Annotated in this window: 14 protein-coding genes; 7 read left to right on the top strand and 7 right to left on the bottom strand. The window is 58.6% G+C overall.

Annotated features, from left to right (window positions below):
* The first annotated feature begins 188 nt into the window (after positions 1-188).
* The gene (locus tag F1C16_RS10010) at positions 189-629 is read left to right on the top strand and encodes a response regulator (RefSeq protein ID WP_185280524.1); all 441 of its coding nucleotides are present in this window, start codon (positions 189-191) and stop codon (positions 627-629) included.
* A 7-nt stretch (positions 630-636) separates the two neighbouring features.
* On the opposite strand, the gene F1C16_RS10015 is transcribed toward F1C16_RS10010, so the two are convergent.
* The 3 genes from F1C16_RS10015 to F1C16_RS10025 all read right to left on the bottom strand — a co-directional run bounded on the left by F1C16_RS10015 (position 637) and on the right by F1C16_RS10025 (position 3,116).
* Positions 637-1,512: an alpha/beta fold hydrolase gene (locus F1C16_RS10015; RefSeq protein WP_185280525.1), complete on the bottom strand. Its 876-nt coding sequence runs from the start codon at positions 1,510-1,512 to the stop codon at positions 637-639.
* A gap of 46 nt (positions 1,513-1,558) precedes the next feature.
* Entirely contained in the window at positions 1,559-1,732 is a 174-nt protein-coding gene (locus F1C16_RS10020) for a hypothetical protein (protein WP_185280526.1), read from the bottom strand.
* Positions 1,733-1,850: 118 nt separating this feature from the next.
* Entirely contained in the window at positions 1,851-3,116 is a 1,266-nt protein-coding gene (locus F1C16_RS10025; RefSeq protein WP_185280527.1) for a putative DNA modification/repair radical SAM protein, read from the bottom strand.
* Between the two features lie 345 nt (positions 3,117-3,461).
* On the opposite strand from F1C16_RS10025, the gene F1C16_RS10030 reads away from it, so the two are divergent.
* Both F1C16_RS10030 and F1C16_RS10035 read left to right on the top strand, forming a co-directional pair.
* A complete protein-coding gene (locus F1C16_RS10030; RefSeq protein ID WP_185280528.1) occupies positions 3,462-5,357 on the top strand; it encodes a hypothetical protein in 1,896 nt (631 codons plus the stop codon).
* Positions 5,358-5,586: 229 nt separating this feature from the next.
* Complete coding sequence (locus tag F1C16_RS10035; protein ID WP_185280529.1) at positions 5,587-6,417, top strand: S1 RNA-binding domain-containing protein; 831 nt, start codon at positions 5,587-5,589, stop codon at positions 6,415-6,417.
* Between the two features lie 178 nt (positions 6,418-6,595).
* On the opposite strand, the gene uxuA is transcribed toward F1C16_RS10035, so the two are convergent.
* The 4 genes from uxuA to F1C16_RS10055 all read right to left on the bottom strand — a co-directional run bounded on the left by uxuA (position 6,596) and on the right by F1C16_RS10055 (position 11,184).
* Positions 6,596-7,780 (bottom strand): mannonate dehydratase, encoded by a 1,185-nt coding sequence (gene uxuA / locus F1C16_RS10040; protein WP_219733324.1) that lies wholly within the window; start codon positions 7,778-7,780, stop codon positions 6,596-6,598.
* A 189-nt stretch (positions 7,781-7,969) separates the two neighbouring features.
* The gene (locus tag F1C16_RS10045) at positions 7,970-8,785 is read right to left on the bottom strand and encodes an SDR family oxidoreductase (RefSeq protein ID WP_185280530.1); all 816 of its coding nucleotides are present in this window, start codon (positions 8,783-8,785) and stop codon (positions 7,970-7,972) included.
* A gap of 180 nt (positions 8,786-8,965) precedes the next feature.
* Positions 8,966-10,183: a Gfo/Idh/MocA family protein gene (locus F1C16_RS10050; RefSeq protein ID WP_185280531.1), complete on the bottom strand. Its 1,218-nt coding sequence runs from the start codon at positions 10,181-10,183 to the stop codon at positions 8,966-8,968.
* On the bottom strand, positions 10,180-11,184 hold the full coding sequence (locus F1C16_RS10055; protein WP_185280532.1) for an FAD:protein FMN transferase: 1,005 nt from the start codon (positions 11,182-11,184) through the stop codon (positions 10,180-10,182). The genes F1C16_RS10050 and F1C16_RS10055 overlap by 4 nt, the downstream gene beginning before the upstream one ends.
* A gap of 335 nt (positions 11,185-11,519) precedes the next feature.
* Between F1C16_RS10055 and F1C16_RS10060 the strand changes: the two genes are divergently transcribed.
* The 4 genes from F1C16_RS10060 (at position 11,520) to F1C16_RS10075 (ending at position 19,282) form a co-directional block, all read left to right on the top strand.
* Complete coding sequence (locus F1C16_RS10060) at positions 11,520-14,564, top strand: TonB-dependent receptor (RefSeq protein ID WP_185280533.1); 3,045 nt, start codon at positions 11,520-11,522, stop codon at positions 14,562-14,564.
* A gap of 112 nt (positions 14,565-14,676) precedes the next feature.
* Complete coding sequence (locus F1C16_RS10065; protein WP_258048865.1) at positions 14,677-16,287, top strand: RagB/SusD family nutrient uptake outer membrane protein; 1,611 nt, start codon at positions 14,677-14,679, stop codon at positions 16,285-16,287.
* A gap of 108 nt (positions 16,288-16,395) precedes the next feature.
* Positions 16,396-17,775, top strand: a complete 1,380-nt coding sequence (locus F1C16_RS10070) for a DUF1080 domain-containing protein (protein WP_219733325.1) — start codon at positions 16,396-16,398, stop codon at positions 17,773-17,775.
* 151 nt (positions 17,776-17,926) lie between these two features.
* Entirely contained in the window at positions 17,927-19,282 is a 1,356-nt protein-coding gene (locus tag F1C16_RS10075) for a Gfo/Idh/MocA family protein (protein ID WP_185280535.1), read from the top strand.
* Positions 19,283-19,294 lie beyond the last annotated feature (12 nt).

Here is a 19,294-nt window from a genome sequence, read left to right on the forward strand (position 1 = left end):
TTCATAACAATACCATAAAGCACCCTATTCTATCTGATGAGCAACTATTCAGCTGCCTGAACCAGAAGGAATAAGAAACTCACAGGCGCTACTTATCGACTTTATTACGTATCCTGCACGGCTGGCGGGCTTCCTTTTACCGTTCAGCTTAGCAAAAGATTTTCTTCCAGCACGCTACTTTTGTATTTGTGGAAAAACTACCGTGTATTCTACTGGTCGACGACGATCCGGTAAACAACTTTCTGAACCAGCATCTGTTGGAAAATCTGGCAGTAGCCGACCAATTGCTGGTCGCTCAGAACGGACAGGAAGCTTTTACGCTTTTGCAACAGCATCATCAGCCGGAAGACCATGAGGCCTACCCTGCCCTGGTGCTCTTGGATGTGAACATGCCCGTCATGAACGGCTTGGAGTTTTTGCAGGCATACCGGCAACTGCCACCGGCCCAGCAGCAAGCCCTTGTGATTGTGATGCTCACCAACTCGTTGCAGCCCCAGGAGATTGCCCGCGCCCAGCAGCTACACGTAGCCGATTTCCTGAGTAAGCCGCTGACCCGCGAGAAGATAGACACCGTACTCCAAACGCATTTTCATTACACGTTACCCGTGGCTAGTACGCCCAATGCCTAACCGAGCTTTACGTACGGCTCGGCTGCTCTAAAAATTCTAGTAGGAGTTGGTTCACCCGTGCGGGCTCTTCGTGCTGCACCCAGTGGCTGGCCTCGGGCAAATAGAACAGCTCACCTTGCTCGCAATACGCCAAGCTCTGCTGCGCAAGCTCGGGTAGCAAAAAAGCATCTTTACTACCCCAAATAATGCGCACCGGCACCGTAATCGGGGTAGCGGAAGCTGCACCGTGTCGCTGGTAACGCACGGCCCGATACCAGTTCACCATGCCGCGCAACGCGTGCGACTGCGCCCAGGCAGCCTGATACGCGGCCATATCGTCGTGCCCGAAAGTGCCCGGCCGACTGGTGCCTTGCAGCGCCCGGCGCAAGGCTTTGTAGTGCCGACGGCGTAGCCACCACTCGGGCAGCCTGGGCAGTTGAAAGAAAAACACATACCAGCTTCTGCGGCGCTGCCGGCCGTTGTGCCGCAATGCCCGCGCCAGCACGGCCGGGTGGGGCACATTCAGCACCGCTACTCGCTCCACGAAGGTAGGCCGGTGGGTAGCCAGCCACCAGGCTACGGCCGCGCCCCAGTCGTGGCCCACGATGGTGGCTTTCTCCTTACCCGCTGCCGCCAGCAGACCCAGTACATCGGCGGCCAGTTCTTCTATGCGGTAGTCGCGAATGCGGGACGGCTTACTGCTGCGGTTATAGCCACGCTGATCGGGTGCCCACACGCGGTAGCCCGCCTCGGCCAGCGCCTGTAGTTGCTGCTGCCAGCCGTACCAGAAATCGGGGAAGCCGTGCAGCAGCACGACGAGCGGCCCTTCCATTGGTCCGCACTGCACCACGTGCAGCTGTTGCCCGTTGGTAGGCACGGTGTAGTGTTCCAGCAAGTAGGTCATACGACCCTATACCGCAATGGCCGCGGCAGGTTGCACTGCCCCTACCCTACGCAGCCTCCGGACGCTCCTGGTTTCCAGTCTGCGTCTGACTGGCCAAATATGCCGCCCGGCTTTGCTCGTGTAGTTGGCGCACCAGGGGCAGCAGCTCGCTCAACTTGCAGCAGCACGCCATGCGCGCTACTTTCATCTGTCGGACTTGGGCACGGTGTGACACGGTCATGTTTTTGATGTGCTGGTGATGGATGTGCTGATTATTGATGAGGTAAAGTACTGATGACTAATAAGGTGATGTGCTGATAATTGATGTGTTGATTTTCAATTATCAGCACATCACCTCATTAACCAGCCTGCGCGAACAGGTCGAGCTGCTGGGTGACAAGGGCCGAGCGGACGGAGCCCGCGCCGAACAGGATTTGCCGACGGATGCTTTGCTCGTCGTACTCACGCTTTTCCAGGGCCATGCCTTTGCAGGTGATGAAGTACTTGGCCCGCTTCAGCACTACCCCAAACTTGTGCAGGTTGTCGAGGGAAAGGGAGGTGAAGCGCCGCGCCGCCACAATGCGCTTGGCCGACTTGGCCCCAATGCCGGGCACACGCAGAATCAGTTGGTAGTCAGCCGTATTCACGTCCACCGGGAACATATGGCGGTTGCGCAGCGCCCAGGCCAGCTTGGGGTCTATTTCAAGGTCGAGGTAGGGATGTTCGGGGTCCAGGATTTCGTCGGCCTGGAAACCGTAGAAGCGTAGCAGCCAGTCGGTTTGGTAGAGGCGGTGCTCCCGAATGACGGGCGGCTGCGTGAGCTGGGGTAGGCGGGCATCATCGGTGATGGGGATGTAGCCGGAGTAGTACACGCGCTTCAGTCCATAGCCTTTATAGAGCGAGTCGGTGAGCTGAATGATCTGGTGGTCGTTTTCCGCCGAGGCGCCTACAATGAGCTGGGTGCTTTGGCCGGCCGAGGCAAACTGCGGCACTTTCTTGAACAGCGCCTTTTCCTCCTTATTCTGCACGATACCGTCCCGAATCTGGGCCATCGGCGTCAGGATTTCTTGGTAGTTTTTCTCCGGCGCCAGGTTCTGCAAGCTCATCTCCGAGGGCAGCTCAATGTTCACGCTGAGGCGGTCGGCATACAGGCCCGCCTCCTGAATCAGCTCCTCCGAAGCGCCCGGAATGGCCTTCACGTGGATGTAGCCGTTGAATTTGTGCTCGGTGCGCAGCTTCTTGATGATGCGCACCAGGCGCTCCATGGTATAGTCGGGCGAGGAGAAAATGCCGCTACTCAGAAACAGGCCTTCGATGTAGTTGCGGCGGTAGAAGTTCATGGTCAGGTCTACCACCTCGTCTACCGTAAAAGCGGCACGCTTCACGTCGTTGCTCTTGCGCGACACGCAGTAGGCGCAATCGAAAATGCAGTGGTTGGTAAGTAGAATCTTGAGCAGCGACACACAGCGGCCGTCCTCCGTGAACGAGTGGCAGATGCCCATGCCCTCGGCATTGCCCAGGCCTTTGTCCACGTTTTTGCGCTTGCCACCGCTGCTGGAGCACGATACATCGTACTTCGCCGCATCTGCCAAGATGCTTAGTTTTTCCTGGATTCGCTCGTTCATGTAAAAGTCTGCCTTTCGGCTCAAAAGTATTGATTCATTTGCAATAAACCAGATAATAGCTAAGCTAATTTTTTTAGAAATAGTTTCGTAACACAGACTTCTATTTTGTGCTAAGTAGACCGCCATTCCGAGCTGGTAGAGGAATCCGCATGCGTCGTTGACCGTCGTGCTCCATCTGGCGTCCGCTGGTCGAAGCATGACGGTCTGAATTTAAAATGTGGGCGGGCCGTTGCACGTAGCGCGCAATTAGTGGGGGCGGACTGCCGTTACGCGGCCGCTGTGCTAATCCACACCGTGCGCAATCCTCGTAACTTGCCAGTTGCCACCCGGCTGCTCTCTTCTTCTATGCGTTTCTGCGTTGCCTTTTTCAGCTTGTCATTGCCCTGGCGCTTTGCGCTGGTGGTAGGATGCTGGCTGTGGTGGGCAATGCCCGCGCGGGCGCAACAGCCGGTGCGGGTGCTCCCGCCCGACACCACCGAAATAGCGCAGCCCGACTCGTTGCGGCGGGGTTTTGATGAGGAGCGCCTGCTCAATGGCCTAAAGGCATATACCAAGCGCAAAACCATTGCCGGCAAGGCGGCGGCTCTGCTATTTCGCTTCACACCGCCCCGCGAAGACAAGGCGGGTCTCGATGCCCAACTGGTAGACCGGCAGTTTGCCAGGCACAACTTCAAGATTGTGCGCAACATCAACATCACGTCGCTGGATGCCTTTGGCTATAACATCAACGACGTAAACCGCACGCCGCGCAACTTTCTGGAGAAGGCCGGCAACAGCTTCCACATCAAAACGGCCCGCTCGCGGGTACGGCAGGTGCTGCTGTTTCGGCCCGGCCAAGAGCTAGACCCGTTGGATCTGGCCGAATCGGAACGCTTGCTGCGCCAGACCTCGGAGATTCTAGACGCTCGCGTGTTCGTGAATGAGGCCACCACTTCGGCCGACAGCGTGGATATTGAGGTCGTTACCAAAGACGTGTTCAGCATCAGCGGGGGCTTTCAGCTGCGCGACGTGGACGCGGCGGTTGTCGACCTGCGCGACATCAACTTTCTGGGCATGGGCCACCAGTTTCGCAACTCCTACCAGTACGGCCGCAGCACGCCCCAGAGCTGGTCGTACAAGGGCAGTTACCTGGTGCCGTTCCGCGACTTCCTGTACGGCCAGGTGCGCGTGCGCGACGAGTACCGCAACAAGGAACAAAGCCTCAGTCTAAACCGGAGCTTCTACTCCGTGAACACGCGCTATGCCTACGCCCTCAACATCGACCACTACAACGTAGACGCCACCCGCTACCCCGATACGCTGTACCGGGCGCTGCGCTTCTACCGGCAGGATATCTGGGTAGGCCGCTCCCTGCACCTGCCCAGCTACGATTTGGGCTACGACAACCCCGGCCGCCTAGTAGTGGCGGCGCGGGCCATCAACACCCGCATTATCAAGTCGCCCTACCCCGAGTACCGCACCAACACCCTGCTCTACGGCACACTGGGCTACACCGTGCGCCGTTATTACAAAGACAAATACCTGTTTGGCTTCGGCCGCACCGAGGACATTCCCACGGGTTCTATCTACAGCTTCACGACGGGCTATGAGCTGAACGCCAAGCAAAACCGGCACTATTACGGCATTCGGGCGGCATATGCGGGCTATAGTCCGCTGCGGGGCTACCTCTACCTCAATGCCGAGTTCAGCAGCTACCTGCTCCGCCCCCAAAACAACTGGCAGCAAGGCCAGCTCAACACCGAGTTGCTGTATTTCACGCCGCTCTACCGCACCGGTAACTTCCAGTGGCGCCACTTTTTCTGGAACCGCTCCACTTTAGGATTCAATCGGTTAGCCGAAGAAGCCCCCTTGGTTATTGATGGTAGCCGGGGCCTGCGGGGTTTCAACTCCAACCAAACCCTGCGTGGGCAAAGTCGCTTTATTCTGAACTACGAAGCCAACGTGTTTACGCCCCTTTCATTCCTGGGCTTCCGAGTAGCGGCGGTGGCTTTTGCAGATGCCGCCTGGCTTTCCGGCGGGGGCCAGACCATCCCGTTTGCCGATAAACCCTACATGGGGTTCGGCCTGGGTCTGCGCTTCCGCAACGAATACACGGTCCTGCGCACGTTCCAGTTCTTCCTAGGCTACTACCCCCGCGGCCAAGCCAGCGGCGACGGATTCCGGATTTTCCAATCCTCGCGCTCCTACTACGGCTTCAACGATTTCAGCATCGGCCAGCCTAGCATCACTACGTATCAGTAGGCTTTTAATTAAAAATTGAGAATTAAAAATTAAGAATTGACCTTTGTCTGCTAGCGTCGGGGCTATTTGGAATAGAACGCTCTAGGATGGCCTGCTTCCCAAAGTCTGACACCGATGCTCAAAACACGGTAGGACACCACACGCTTGTACCTGTTCAACCAGCGTAAGTCTACCCTCGAAAAGGCCTTCTGCCTTTTTAATTCTTCATTTCTAATTCTTACTTGACTACATGCTTTTAGGTGATTATAACGAACTCGAAGTAGCCCGCGAAGTTGACTTCGGCATGTACCTGATTTCCGACGATGGCGATATTCTGCTACCCGCCAAGTACATACCAACCGGCACCAGGGTAGGCGACACGGTGCGCGTATTTGTGTACCGCGACTCCGAGGACCGCCTGATTGCCACCAACTTAGAACCCTACGCGCTGGTCGGGCAGTTTGCTACCCTCACCGTGCGCGACGTGTCGGCGGTGGGCGCTTTCTTGGATTGGGGCCTCGAAAAGGACCTGCTGATTCCGCACAGCAACCTGCGCCGCACCCTGCGTCCCGGCGACCGTACCACGGTGTTCGTCTACCTCGATGAAACCACCGACCGCATTGTGGCCTCGGCCAAGTGGGAGTGGTTCCTCAGCGACCAGCCCTACCCCGGCAAAGCCGGCGACACCGCCGAGCTGCTCATTGCCGACGAAACCGACCTGGGCTACAAAGCCATTGTGGATGGCACCCACCAGGGCCTGCTCTACCACAACGAGGTGTTTAAGCCCCTGCGCCTCGGCGACGTGCACACCGGCTACGTGCGCCAAGTGCGCCCCGACGGCAAGCTCGACCTCACCATCCAGCGCCCCGGCTACGACGAAGCCCTAGCCGCCGCCGACGACCTGCTGGCCGCCCTCCGCAAAACTGGCTCTATTCCCCTCGGTGACAAAAGCGAGCCAGACGACATTTACCGCCGCCTGGGCATGAGCAAAAAGATATTCAAGAAGGCCTTAGGCAGCTTGTACAAGCAAGGCTTGGTGACGCTCGCGCCGCTGGAAACGCGGCTGGTGGGAGAGGAATAAGAATAGGAGGGCAAGAGAGTGTAAGGGTAGGAAGTATGTCATCCTGAGTGCAGCGAAGGACCTTATCACGCTAGAACGACAAGTGTAACAACGACTCGTTCAGACGTGAGAAGGTCCTTCGCTGCACTCAGGATGACAGACATCTTATTGTCTGCTACCCCCACACCCTCCTACCCTCCTACCCTATCCTTCCCCGCTGTACCCCCAGCTCCAACCCGCGCAGCTCGGCTAGGCCGCGGAGGCGGCCGATGGCAGAGTAGCCGGGGTTGGTTTTTTTGGCGAGGTCGTCGAGCATTTGGTGGCCGTGGTCGGGGCGCATGGGGAGCGTAACCCCACGCTGCTGCATCACCTCTACTAGCTCCTTCATTACCTGATACATATCCACGTCGCCTTCCAGGTGGTTGTCCTCGTAGAAGTCGCCGGCGGCGTTGCGGCGGGTGCTGCGCAGGTGGATGAAGTGAATGCGGTCGGCGAACTGGCGCACCATGGCAGGCAGGTCGTTTTCGGGGATGACGCCAAACGAACCAGTGCAGAAGCACAGGCCGTTGCTGGGCGAGGGCACGGCGGTGAATAGTGCCGCTACGTCGGCAGCGGTGCTTACTACCCGCGGTAGGCCCAAGATGGCGTACGGCGGGTCGTCGGGGTGAATGACGAGGCGCACGCCAGCTGCCTCGGCCACCGGCGCTACTTCGCTCAGAAAATGGATGAGGTGCTGCCGCAGCCGTGCCGCATCAATGCCCTGGTAGGCGTCTAGCGCCTCCTGAAACTGCGCCAAGGTGAAGCTTTCCTCGCTGCCAGGTAGGCCCGCAATGATGTTGCGCTGTACTTGCAGTTGCTCGGCCTCGCTCATGCCTGCCAGGCGCTGGCGGGCAGCCTCCAGCTCCGCGGCCGTATAGTCCTGCTCGGCGCCTTGGCGCTTCAGCAGCAGCGTGTCGAATGCCACAAAGGCGGCCCGCTCGAAGCGCAGCGCCCGCGAGCCGTCGGGCATGGGGTAGCTCAGGTCGGTGCGCGTCCAGTCCAGCACCGGCATAAAGTTGTAGGTGACGGTGCGAATCCCGCACGCCCCCAGGTTGCGCAGCGACTCCTTGTAATTTTCGATATACTGCTGATATCCTGCGACCTGGGTTTTAATAGCTTCATGTACCGGCACGCTTTCCACCACGCTCCACACCAGGCCGGCGGCCTCGATTTCGGCCTGCCGCTCCTGAATTTCAGCCACCGGCCACACCACGCCGTTGGGTAGGTGATGCAGCGCCGTGACGACGCCCGTGCAGCCTGCCTGCCGGATATCAGCCAAAGAAACGGGGTCAGAAGGACCAAACCAGCGCATGGTTTGCTCCAAGAAATAGGGTTGTTGGGGCATTACTGAATGTATGGATTTTTATAAGTGAAGCCCGTCATTCGTCCCTGCAAGAGAAGTGACGAGTTCTTTTCTAAGAAGCTGTTTGCACGGTGTAGAGACGCATAGTTGCGTCTCGTCGTTGGACGATTTCAGCCAATCGACGCGGACGACGAGACGCAACTATGCGTCTCTACACCGTGCAAACAGCCCCTACACGCCGCCAAAAATAGAGAAGCCGCCGTCCACGCAAATCATGGAGCCGGTCACGAACTTGGACGCGTCGCTGAGCAGCCACACTAGCGCGCCTTGCAGCTCGTCGGGGTGGCCGAAGCGCTGGAATGGCGTTTGGCGGATGACTTTTTCGCCGCGGGCGGTGAAGCTGCCGTCGGGGTTGGTGAGCAGGCTGCGGTTTTGTTCGGTAAGAAAGAAGCCGGGGGCCAAGGCGTTCATGCGCAGCCGGTCGCCGTAGCGGTTGGCCATTTCCACCGCAAACCACTGGTTGTAGCAGTCCACGGCCGCTTTACCCATGTTGTAGCCTAGCACTTTAGTGATGGCCCGCTTGGAGTTCATGGACGAAATGTTGACGATGCTGCCCGCGCCCGACTCGGCCAGCGCCGGGCCAAACACCTGGGTAGGCAGCACGGTGCCCCATACGTTCAGGTCCATCACGCGCTTCATGCCGGCCAGGTTCATCTTGAATACGTCCTCGGCGGGGTCCAGCACACCATCGGGGGCATTGCCGCCGGCGCCGTTCACCAAGCCATCAATTCGTCCAAACGTATCCATCACCTGCTGGCAGGCGGCTTGCAGCTCGGTTTCTTCCAACACATCGGCCACCAGGGCCACGGCCCTACCCCCTTGCTGCTGAATGGCTTCGGCGCGGGTCTGGGCCACCTCGGCGTTGCGCCCCAAGATGCCCACGGCGCCACCCGCCGCCACAATGCCTTTGATAAAGGCCTCACCCAAAATGCCGGTACCGCCGGTCACTACAATTACTTTGTCCCGCAGGGAAAATGAATCGGTCATGCAAGAACTGCTAAAATGATGATGCTCTATTAACTGTTTACGTTAACTAAAAGAGTCATTAGAACAGTGTAGAGACGCATATTTGCGTCTTGTCATCGAACAACACGTGTCAGCATCGTTATAGCGAACAACATCAGCAACGACGAGACGCAAGTATGCGTCTCTACACCGCTCCCTACCCTACACGTTATACTCAGGCTGCCACCGCTCGATGGTGCGGTTGTAGATGGCCTGATTGGCCATATGCACCGTGCAGGCCACTTTGGCGCCGGTGAAGACGTTGGAATCGGGTAGCTTCTTTTCGTGCACGGTGCGATGAAAATCGTTGAGCGCGTACCAGGAGCCATCTTTCAGCGGGCCGGTTTGGATGGGAATGCCGCCGTTTTTGTCCCAGGTGATTTTCGTGGCGCCGGTCACGCCATCTACGGTACCGTACTCCTTCAGCGTGTCTTTTTCAGGGTAGTATACGCCCTCATCAATGAGTAGCGAGATGGTGCCGCGGGTGCCTTTCAGCTTGAACAGGTAGCCGTCGTAGGCGTTGCCGCAGGTGGCCCCGAAGTTGCCAACCATGCCCTCCTTGGCGTAGCGGGCCATCACCTGCACGTTGTCGTAGGTTTCGCGGCCGTCTTTGTAGTAGTCGATGCCGCCGGTGCCAAACAGTTCGTCGGCGTGGGTGTTGAAGGCCCAGTTGATGAAGTCGATCTGGTGGGAAAGCAGCTCGGCGGCCAGTCCGCCGGAATACTCGCGGTACATACGCCAGTTGATTTTGCGCTCCAACCCCGGCTCGGGCACATGGCGGCGCCAGCTGCCGTTCCGGTCCCAGCGGCAGTCAATCTGCGTCACCTTGCCCAGGTAGCCCTTGTCAATCATTTCCTTCACCTTATAGTAGAGCGGCGAGTAGCGATACTGGTGCCCTACCTGCACCGTCTGATTGGGCCGCTGCCGGGCCAGCTGCACCAGCTCCAGCGCCTGCGGAATGTCGTAGGTCATGGTTTTCTCCAGGTACACCTGCTTGCCAGCCAGCAGGGCCGCTTTGGCTACCTCGAAATGCAAGTAGAGCGGCACGGCAATAATCACGGCCTCCACTTGGCGCGAGTCCAGCAGAGCGCGGTAGTCGAGGTAGGTTTTGGCCTTTGCAGCCGATTTCACCTTCAGGGCATTAGTAAGGCGGAAGGGCAACTCGTCGCACACGGCCGTTACCTCGTACTTGTCGGGCAGATCGTTGATGATCTTGAGCAGGCCCGTGCCCCGGTCGCCGCAACCAATTACGCCCACTTTGAGCTTGCCCGCCGCCGCGGGTGCGGCAAAGGCGCTCAGCATTTGGTTATGCAGCAGCAGGCCGCTGGTGAGCAGCCCGGTTTTCTTGAGAAAATCTCGGCGAAGGAAGTCAGTTGTCATGGGTGAAGCAGGAGTTTGGTAAAGCCTACAGTAGCCGTATCAGCCACGGCGCCATCGGGGCGCTGATAAATAAAATAAGCCTGAAGATCAGGATTTTGTCGCAGAAACGAGAGGGCGCGGTCCAGGCCCATGCCCATTAGGGCGTTGTCGTAGGCATCGGCCGTGAGGGCATCGGGGGCCACTACGGTCACGCTAATCAACTCATTACGAAATGGATACCCTGTTTTAGGATTGATGAGGTGCGCCGCCTGCTGCCCCCCTACCCGCCGAAACTTGCGGTAGTTGCCGGAGGTAGTGACGCCGCCCGCCGTGAGGTTAATTACCTGTTGCAACACGGGCAGTGCAAACGCACTGGTATCGGGCCGCTCGATGCCGATGCGCAGCAGCTCGCCGCCCGGCTGCCGGTGGCCCCGCACCCGCAGCTCACCGCCCAGCTCCACCACGTAGTCCCGAATGCCGTGGCGCTCCAGCAGGACCGCCAGCACATCCACGGTGTAGCCCTGGGCAATACCATTGAGGTCAAGATGCAGGGTAGGAACTTGCTTCAGGAGGGAGTCGCCGCGTAGCGTCAGCTTGTCGGACCCTACGCGGCGCAAGAGAGCCTGAATGGCGGCCGGGGTAGGCGCTCCGGCTGCGGGCTGGTGCCCGAAGCCCCAGGCCTGCACCAGCGGCTCCACGGTGGCGTCAAAGAGGCCATTAGTGGCGCGGTACACTTCCAGCGCCTTACGCACTACGCGTTGCAGGTGCTGATCGGCGCGCACGCCCCGCGGGGCTGCATTGAACTGGTTGATGAGGGAACCCGCCCGGTAGAGCGACAGCGAGGCGTCGATTTCTTCTAGCTGTTGGGTTACTTCAGCCTGCTTCACCACGCTATCAGCGGCGTAATACGTGAGGGTGTACGTAGTGCCCTGCGCATAGCCGTGCAAGTGAAACGCTTGCACTGGGGCCGGCGCCGGCGTCCATAGAGATACTATAACAGCAAGTAGAAGTTGAATAATCATATGCTAAAAAGAAGCAGCCGACAAGCTACAGCCCTTTAGCATAATTCCAGCTTTTTATGTTCAGTAATTACGAAAACGTTTGCATAGATTAATCTGCTATTTTTTTGAAGTGCTAATCCCTTTTTATAGGTTTACCAACACCACTAAGTGCCTCAGGCATACGATAATTAGTTGTATAAAGGGTTGAATTTGCGCGTCAATCTCGCAAACGTTAGCGCAAACGATTTAGCAATATCTATTCGATTATAACACTAGCAACTCTAGGGCACACACGTCTGCATACTTCAGGCTTTCGCTTGGCTTCCCTCTGTCCCACACCCTATTCCCTACCTATTATGACAACACCTTATACTAATTGCCTACCCAAGGCTATCCTGTTATTGTTACTGCTCCTGGCAGCAACGGTTACTAGGCTGGTAGCCCAACAGCCGGGCAACGCCATCAGCGGCAAGATCGTGGACGCAAAAGGGTCTGCACTGCCCGGCGTTACGGTGCAGGTGAAAGGCACAACCACTGGCACCAGCACCGGCCCCGACGGTACCTTTACGCTACAGGCCCCGCCTACCGCTACCGAGTTGGTTATTAGCTCGATTGGCTACACGCCGCAAACCGTGACCATCGGTAGTCGGCGGCAATTCAGCGTGACGTTGCAGGAGGATGTGAAGTCCCTGGACGACGTGGTGGTGGTAGGATACGGCACCCAAAAAAAGAGCCAGACCACAGGTGCAATTTCCTCGGTTACTTCCCGCGAAATCAGCGAGTTGCCCATATCCGATCCGCGCCGGGCGCTGCAAGGGCGGGCCGCCGGCGTGGACGTAACACAAGCGGGTAGCCGCCCCGGTCAGGGCGTTACGGTGCGCATTCGGGGTCGACGCTCCATCAATGCCAGCAACGAACCGCTGTACGTGGTAGACGGCATTCCGCTGGCCGCGGGCATCGACGACATCAACCCCAATGACATTGCCTCCATGGAGGTGCTGAAAGATGCATCGGCCACGGCTATTTACGGCTCGCGCGGGGCCAACGGCGTGGTGCTGGTGACGACGCGCCGGGGCACGGCTGGCAAAACGGTGGTGAGCTACGACGCCTACGGCGGCTTCTCGCAGGCCCTGGGCCGGGTGGATATTATGAACGGAGCAGAGTTTGCGGAAATGAAGCGGGAGTCGCGCCGGGCCGTGGGCAACTACGACGACTCCGACCCGGCCGCGGCGGACCGCCGCCTGTTCTCGGCCGTGGAGCTGGAAGGAATTGAGCAGGGCCGCAGCATCGACTACCCTTCCATGCTGCTGCGCACGGCGGGCATCCAGAGCCACCAGGTAGGGGTGCGGGGCGGCAGCGAGAAAACGCAATTTGCTGTTTCGGGTAACTTCTTCAAGGAAAACGGCATTCTGAAAACCACTGATTTCACGCGTTTTACGTTCCGCATCAACCTCGAACACCAGATCAACGACCACTTCCAGGTAGGTACTTCTACCCTGGGGGTATACAGCCTCAACAACGGCAACGACAGCCCCGTGTACGGAGGGGGACGCTTTAGTCCCTTTGGCGGGGCACTCAACGAAAATCCGCTGGGCAAGCCCTACGACGAGGACGGCAACCTCATTTTCTTACCTACCCCCGACGGCCTGCGCTCCAACCCCGCAGCCGAAGTAGTGCCGGGCGCCAACATTGTAGAAACCCGCACGGTGCGCCTGTTCAACAGCATTTATGCGAACTGGAAGATTACGGATGGGCTTCAATACCGCCTCAACTTCGGCCCCGACCTGACCAACGAGCGGTTTGGCAGCTTCACGGGGAGCAAAACCAACGCCCGCCGACTGGCACCGGCCACCGCCCGCACCGAGTACGGCCAACGCTTCAACTACACGCTAGAGAACATTCTGACCTACAACAAGACGTTCAAGGATGTGCACACGTTGGGCGTCACGGCCCTGCATTCCATCCAGCGCGACCGGTACGAGCGGGCCTTTATCGACGTGAACGGGGTGGCGGCCGAAACGCAGGAGTTCTACAACCTGGGCCAGGCCAGCACCTTCAACACGCCCGGTACCGACCTGCGTACCTGGACGTTGCAGTCCTTCATGGGCCGCGTGAACTACGACTTTAAGGGCCGCTACCTGCTCACGCTCACGGGCCGCTATGATGGTTCCTCCCGCTTCGGGGCCAACAACAAATACGGTTTCTTCCCATCGGTGGCACTGGGCTGGAATGCCAGCGACGAGGCCTTTCTGAAGAACGTGTCGTGGCTGGATCAACTGAAGGTGCGCGCCAGCTACGGCGTTATCGGCAACACGGGCATCGACCCCTACCAGACCCAGAGCCTGTTGTCGCGCACCACGTATGCCTTCGGCAACAATCCCGCCTACGGCTACCGGGTAGGCAGCCTCGGCAACTCCGACCTGCGCTGGGAAACCACCGCCACCGGCAACATCGGCCTGGATTTCAGCCTGTGGAAAGGTCGCCTGTCGGGCTCCCTGGAAGCTTACCAGGCCAATACCAGCGACCTGCTGCTCTACGACCAGCTGCCCATTTCCAACGGTTTTACGCAGGTGCTGCGCAACGTGGGCCGCACCCGCAACCGCGGCCTAGAAGCCACGGTGTCTACCGTCAACCTGAACACTGCTGGTGGTTTCCGCTGGTCGACGGACGTGCAGTTCACCCGCAACCGCGAAGCCATTCTGGAGCTGTTCAACGGCAAGGTAGACGATGTGGGCAGCGGGCGCTTTATCGGGCAGCCGATTACGGCGTATTTCGACTACGAGAAGATTGGTATTTGGCAGACCGACGAGGCCGACCAGGCCAAAGGCTTTGGGCAGGCGCCGGGCCAGATTAAAGTGAAAGACCAGAATGGCGACGGCCGCATTGATGCCAACGACCGTGTGGTGCTGGGCTCCCAGGTACCGAAGTGGTCGGGCGGCATCACCAACCGCTTCGAATTCAAGGGGTTCGACTTTTCGTTTTTTGTCTATGCGCGGGTAGGCAGCATGATACGCAGCGAGTTTCACACGGCGTACAACCGGCTAGCGGGCCGCTACAACAACCTGGATATCGATTACTGGACGCCCAACAACCCCACCAACGACTTCCCGCGGCCCAACGTGAACCAGGAAGAACCCATTTACGGCTCTACCCTCCAGTATTTCGACGGCACGTTTGTGAAGGTGCGTAACATCAACTTAGGCTACAACTTCACGCCGGCCGTGGTGCAGCGCCTGCACCTGAGTGGGCTGCGCCTGTACACCAGCATTCAACAGCCCTTCATTTTTGCCCCCTACCGCTCCAAATACAAGGGCATCGACCCCGAAGTGGACGATCAAGTGAATGCGGGCCAGATTCCGTCGGTGCGGCAAATCACCTTCGGCCTGAACGCCAAGCTCTAGGCCTTCCTACCCCTACCCTGCCGGCCGCGGTGCCATGCGGTAGTCTGTTCTTCAACTACTCCGACGTATTCTTATGAAATTCTTGACATACAGCAGGTTGCTTGCAGCCGCTATGATTCTGGCAGCTAGTTCCTCGTGCAATGATTTGCTGGAAGAGGAAATCATTTCGCAGGTAGGCTCCGAATACATTACTAGTCCGGCCGGCTTCAACGCGGCCACCCAGGCCGTGTACGCTTCCCTGCGCGACTACTACGGCCGCGAAAGCGGCATGACTATGACCGTGTTTGGCACCGACACCTACACCATGGGGTCGGATGGGGGCTACAAGTTTGTGAACCAGTACACGGCCCAGCTCGACGCCCGCACAGGCTACCTCAACGACATCTGGAACGCCTTCTACCTGGGCATCAACACGGCCAACGCGGTAGTGGCCCAGGCCCCGAACGTGACGGGCCTGGAAGAAGCCGTGAAAAAGCGCCGCGTGGCCGAGGTGAAGTTTTTGCGGGCGCACCACTATTTCGTTCTTGTGCAGATGTTTGGAGCGGTGCCGCTGGTGCTGGAGCAAAACAGCGTGGCCAACAAAGAGGCTTCGCGCACGCCGGTGCCCGAGGTGTACGCCGCCATTGTGAAGGACTTGCAGGAAGCCCTACCCGACCTCACCTCCACCACCGACTACGGCCGCGTGACCAAGGGTGCCTGCGAGCATCTGCTGGCCCGGGTGTACCTCACTAAAGCTACCTCCGAAGCCGCTGCCGCCGACGACTACGCCCAGGCCGCTACCTACGCCCAAAACGTCATCAAGAACTACTCCTATAAGTTGCTCCCCGACTTTGCCAACGTATTTGCGCAGGGCGCGGGCGAGGTGAACGACGAGGTGATTTTTGCGACCCAGTACACCTCCGACCCTACCACCAACGGCCCCGGTAACGAAACGCACATCCACTTTCTGATGGAGTACGACGTGGTGGCCGGCATGCAGCGCGACGTTTTCTACGGCCGCCCCTACAAGCGTTTCCGGCCGACCAACTACACGCTGAACACCATCTTTAAGGACCGCACCAACGACGCGCGCTACCAGAAAAGCTTCCGCAGCACCTACCTCAGCAACAAGCCCGGCACCTACACCAACCTCTTCGACAACACCAAAACGCGCGTTACCTACCAGCTCGGCGACACGGCCATTTACCTGCCCGGCGAGGAATGGTCGCGGGCCAAGCGCGCCAGCAAGCCCTACCAGGTGCTGGTGCCCAGCCTCTATAGTGCGCGCCTTTTCCCTACCCTCACTAAGTTTCTGGATGCCCTGCGGCCCGATTTGTCCTACCTGAACGGCAGCCGCGACTTCCTGATGTTCCGGCTGGCCGAAACCCACCTGATTGCGGCCGAAGCGCTGCTGAAACAAGGCAAGGTGAACGAGGCCCTACCCTATATCAACGCGGTGCGGCGGCGGGCAGCGTTTCCGGGCAAGGAGGCCGCCATGCAAATCACGGCCGATCAGCTGACGATGGAGTTTATGATGGAGGAGCGGGAGCGGGAGTTGCTGGGCGAGATGCTTCGGTGGTTTGACTTGAAGCGCTGGGGCAAGCTGGTAGAGCGCGTACGCCTCTACAACCCCGATGGCGCCCCCAACATCAAAGACTACCACGTGCTGCGGCCCATTCCGCAAAACCAGATTGACCGCACGGCGGGCGGCGCCAGCGCTTTCCCCCAAAATCCTGGCTATTAAGCAACCATTTGGCAGTCAGCGCTTCTATTGAGAAGAGCTGACTGCCAAATCTCTTAAAAAAGAGTAGCTTACTCCCACAACAAACCCATCCACTTCACTCTCCTACCCTTGAAACCAACAGTCTTTCTTACCACCTGCGCCGCTACTTTTCTACTGACCGCTTTTCATCACCCGCCGGCGCCCAAGGCCGCCGATACCTGGCAAAACCTGTTCGATGGTAAAACGCTGAAAGGCTGGAAAAAGCTGGCCGGCACTGCCGATTATAAGGTGGAAAACGGTGTCATTGTGGGCACTACCGTGATGAACTCCGGCAACACGTTTCTGGTGACCGAGAAGGAGTACGGTGACTTTGTGCTGGAGCTAGACATCAAGATGGAGAGCACCGACGGCAATTCCGGCGTGCAAACGCGCAGCCACTTTGATTCGCCCCAGCAAAAGGGCAAGGTGTACGGCCGCCAAGTGGAAATCGACCCAACGGCGCGGAGCTGGTCGGGCGGCATCTACGACGAAGCGCGCCGGCAGTGGCTCTACCCCCTAGATCTGCACCCCGAGGCTAAAACAGCCTATAAGGCCGGGCAGTACAACCACCTCAAGATTGAGTGCATTGGCAACGAGACCAAAACCTGGCTCAACAACACGCCCGTGGCCTACGTGGTAGACCCCATCGACCCCAAGGGCTTCATTGGCCTGCAGGTGCACGGCATCTCCGACAAGGCGCAGGAAGGCAGGAAAATCTACTTCAAAGATATCAAAATCAAGACTACCAACTTACAACCCACGCCCTTCCCGGCTAATGTGTATGTGGTGAATTTTGAGCCGAATACGCTCACCACCAGCGAGAAAAAAGGCGGCTGGAAGCTGTTGTTCGACGGCAAGACCAACAAGGGCTGGCACAGCGCCAAAGGCGGGGCTTTCCCGGCCCAGGGCTGGCAGGTGACGGATGGCACCATGACGGTGCTGTCGTCGGAGGGCAAGGAAGCGGCCAACGGCGGCGACATTGTGAGCGACGACCAGTACAGCGCCTTCGACCTGTCGTTTGAGTTCAAGCTGACGCCCGGCGCCAACAGCGGCGTGAAGTACTTCGTGACCTTGGACGAGAAAACGCAGGGCTCGGCCATCGGCCTGGAATACCAGGTCCTCGACGACGAGTTGCACCCCGATGCCAAGCTCGGCCGCGACGGCAACCGCACGCTGGCTTCGCTCTACGACCTGAAAAAGGCAGATAAGTCGCCGCGCTTTATTCACCCCATCGGCGAGTGGAACGTGGGCCGCGTGGTGGTCTACCCCAACAACCACGTGGAACACTACCTCAACGGCTCGAAGGTGCTGGAATACGAGCGCGGCTCCAAGGAATTCCGCGATTTGGTAGCCATCAGCAAATACAAGGTGTGGCCGAACTTCGGGGAGGCGCCCAAGGGCCACCTGCTGCTGCAAGACCACGGCAACCGTGTTTCCTTCCGCAGCATTAAGATCAAGGAATTGAAGTAGATTTTTTGAGTTGTTGGCTTTTAGCTATTAGCTGATAGCTTATAAAAGCAAAATCCAACGATCTAAAAATCTATTATTTATACATTTTCAGCTGGCAGCAGCTTCCCACAAAAAGCCAGCAGCTTCCAGCGATAAGCTAACAGCTAAAATCATGTCTACTCCCCGCCGTGTTTTTCTCCAACAATTAGCCGTTGCCGGTGCCGGCGCCATGCTGCCGCAGGTGGCATGGTCGGCCAGCAGCTACAAGCGCATCATCGGTGCCAACGACCGGGTGCGGGTAGGCGTCGTCGGCTTTTCCGACCGCCACCGCAACACCCACATGCCTTGCTTTCTGAACCACTACAAAGAGCTGAATTTCGACCTGGTAGGCGTATCCGATATTTGGAAGCGCCGCCGCGAAGAAGGAGCTGCCATGTGGAAGGAGAAAATGGGTCACAACGTGACGGCCTATCGCAACAACGAAGAAATGTATGCCAGCAAGGGCATTGACGCGGTGTTTATCGGCACCGCCGATTTCCAGCACGCCCTGCACACCATTGAGGCGGTGAAAGCCGGCTGCGACGCCTACGTGGAGAAGCCCTTCGCCGAGACGATGGAGGACAACCGCGCGGCCTTGAAGGCGGTGAAGGCCTCGAAGCAGATTATCCAGATTGGCTCACAGCGCCGCAGCGGCGACAACTACAAAGCGGCCGAGCAGTACATCAAATCGGGTAAGTTTGGGCCTATCACGATGGTGGAGCTGAGCTGGAACGTGAACCAGCCGGGCCGCTGGCGGCGGCCGGAGCTGGTGAGCGAACTGCGCCAGGAAGACATTGACTGGAAGCGCTACCTGATGAACCGCCCCAACGAAGCCTACGACCCGCGCAAGTACCTGGAATACCGCTTGTTCTGGCCCTACTCCTCGGGCCTACCCGGCCAGTGGATGTCGCACCAGATCGACACCGTGCACTGGTTTACGGGCCTGAAGCACCCGCGCAGCGTGGTGGCCAACGGCGGCATTTACATGTGGAAAGACGGCCGCCGCAACTGGGACACCATCACGTCTGTGTTCGACTACGGCCCCGAAAACGACCTGTCGCAGGGGTTTCAAGTGGCGTTTGCCTCGCGCATGCACAACGGCGACGAGCGCCCGGCCGAAATCTACTACTCCAACGGCGGCGAGCTGAACCTGATTACCAATAAGGTGTCGCCTACCGGCGGCCTCACCAAACGCCACGCCGAGGCCATGCACATGCAGCCTAACTTGTTGCAGGAGTTCAGCCTGTCGAACACCGAAGCGGCCGTTGCCTCGGCCAACACCGGCGGCGACGTGCTCACCTCCAACCACGTGCGCAACTGGATGGAGTGCATCCGCAGCCGCAAGGAAACCAATGCGCCCGTGGAGGCCGGCTACAGCCACTCCATTGCCAACATCATGACCACCGCGGCCAGCCACACCGGCCTGAAAGCCACCTTCGACGAGAAGACGCAGGAAGTGATGGTAGGCGGCAAGGTGTTTACGCTGTAACGAAATTGTGGC

Origin of the sequence: Hymenobacter sp. NBH84 (genome assembly GCF_014217645.1) — a bacterium.
Taxonomy (GTDB): Bacteria; Bacteroidota; Bacteroidia; order Cytophagales; family Hymenobacteraceae; genus Hymenobacter; species Hymenobacter profundi.

Excerpts from the sequence above, each read along its gene's own strand:
- F1C16_RS10075 (WP_185280535.1), top strand. The coding sequence starts at position 17,927 with ATGTCTACTCCCCGCCGTGTTTTTCTCCAACAATTAGCCGTTGCCGGT.
- F1C16_RS10035 (WP_185280529.1), top strand. The coding sequence starts at position 5,587 with ATGCTTTTAGGTGATTATAACGAACTCGAAGTAGCCCGCGAAGTTGAC.
- F1C16_RS10025 (WP_185280527.1), bottom strand. The coding sequence starts at position 3,116 with ATGAACGAGCGAATCCAGGAAAAACTAAGCATCTTGGCAGATGCGGCG.
- F1C16_RS10055 (WP_185280532.1), bottom strand. The coding sequence starts at position 11,184 with ATGATTATTCAACTTCTACTTGCTGTTATAGTATCTCTATGGACGCCG.
- F1C16_RS10065 (WP_258048865.1), top strand. The coding sequence starts at position 14,677 with ATGATTCTGGCAGCTAGTTCCTCGTGCAATGATTTGCTGGAAGAGGAA.
- F1C16_RS10015 (WP_185280525.1), bottom strand. The coding sequence starts at position 1,512 with ATGACCTACTTGCTGGAACACTACACCGTGCCTACCAACGGGCAACAG.
- F1C16_RS10060 (WP_185280533.1), top strand. The coding sequence starts at position 11,520 with ATGACAACACCTTATACTAATTGCCTACCCAAGGCTATCCTGTTATTG.
- F1C16_RS10030 (WP_185280528.1), top strand. The coding sequence starts at position 3,462 with ATGCGTTTCTGCGTTGCCTTTTTCAGCTTGTCATTGCCCTGGCGCTTT.
- uxuA (WP_219733324.1), bottom strand. The coding sequence starts at position 7,780 with ATGCCCCAACAACCCTATTTCTTGGAGCAAACCATGCGCTGGTTTGGT.
- F1C16_RS10050 (WP_185280531.1), bottom strand. The coding sequence starts at position 10,183 with ATGACAACTGACTTCCTTCGCCGAGATTTTCTCAAGAAAACCGGGCTG.
- F1C16_RS10045 (WP_185280530.1), bottom strand. The coding sequence starts at position 8,785 with ATGACCGATTCATTTTCCCTGCGGGACAAAGTAATTGTAGTGACCGGC.
- F1C16_RS10020 (WP_185280526.1), bottom strand. The coding sequence starts at position 1,732 with ATGACCGTGTCACACCGTGCCCAAGTCCGACAGATGAAAGTAGCGCGC.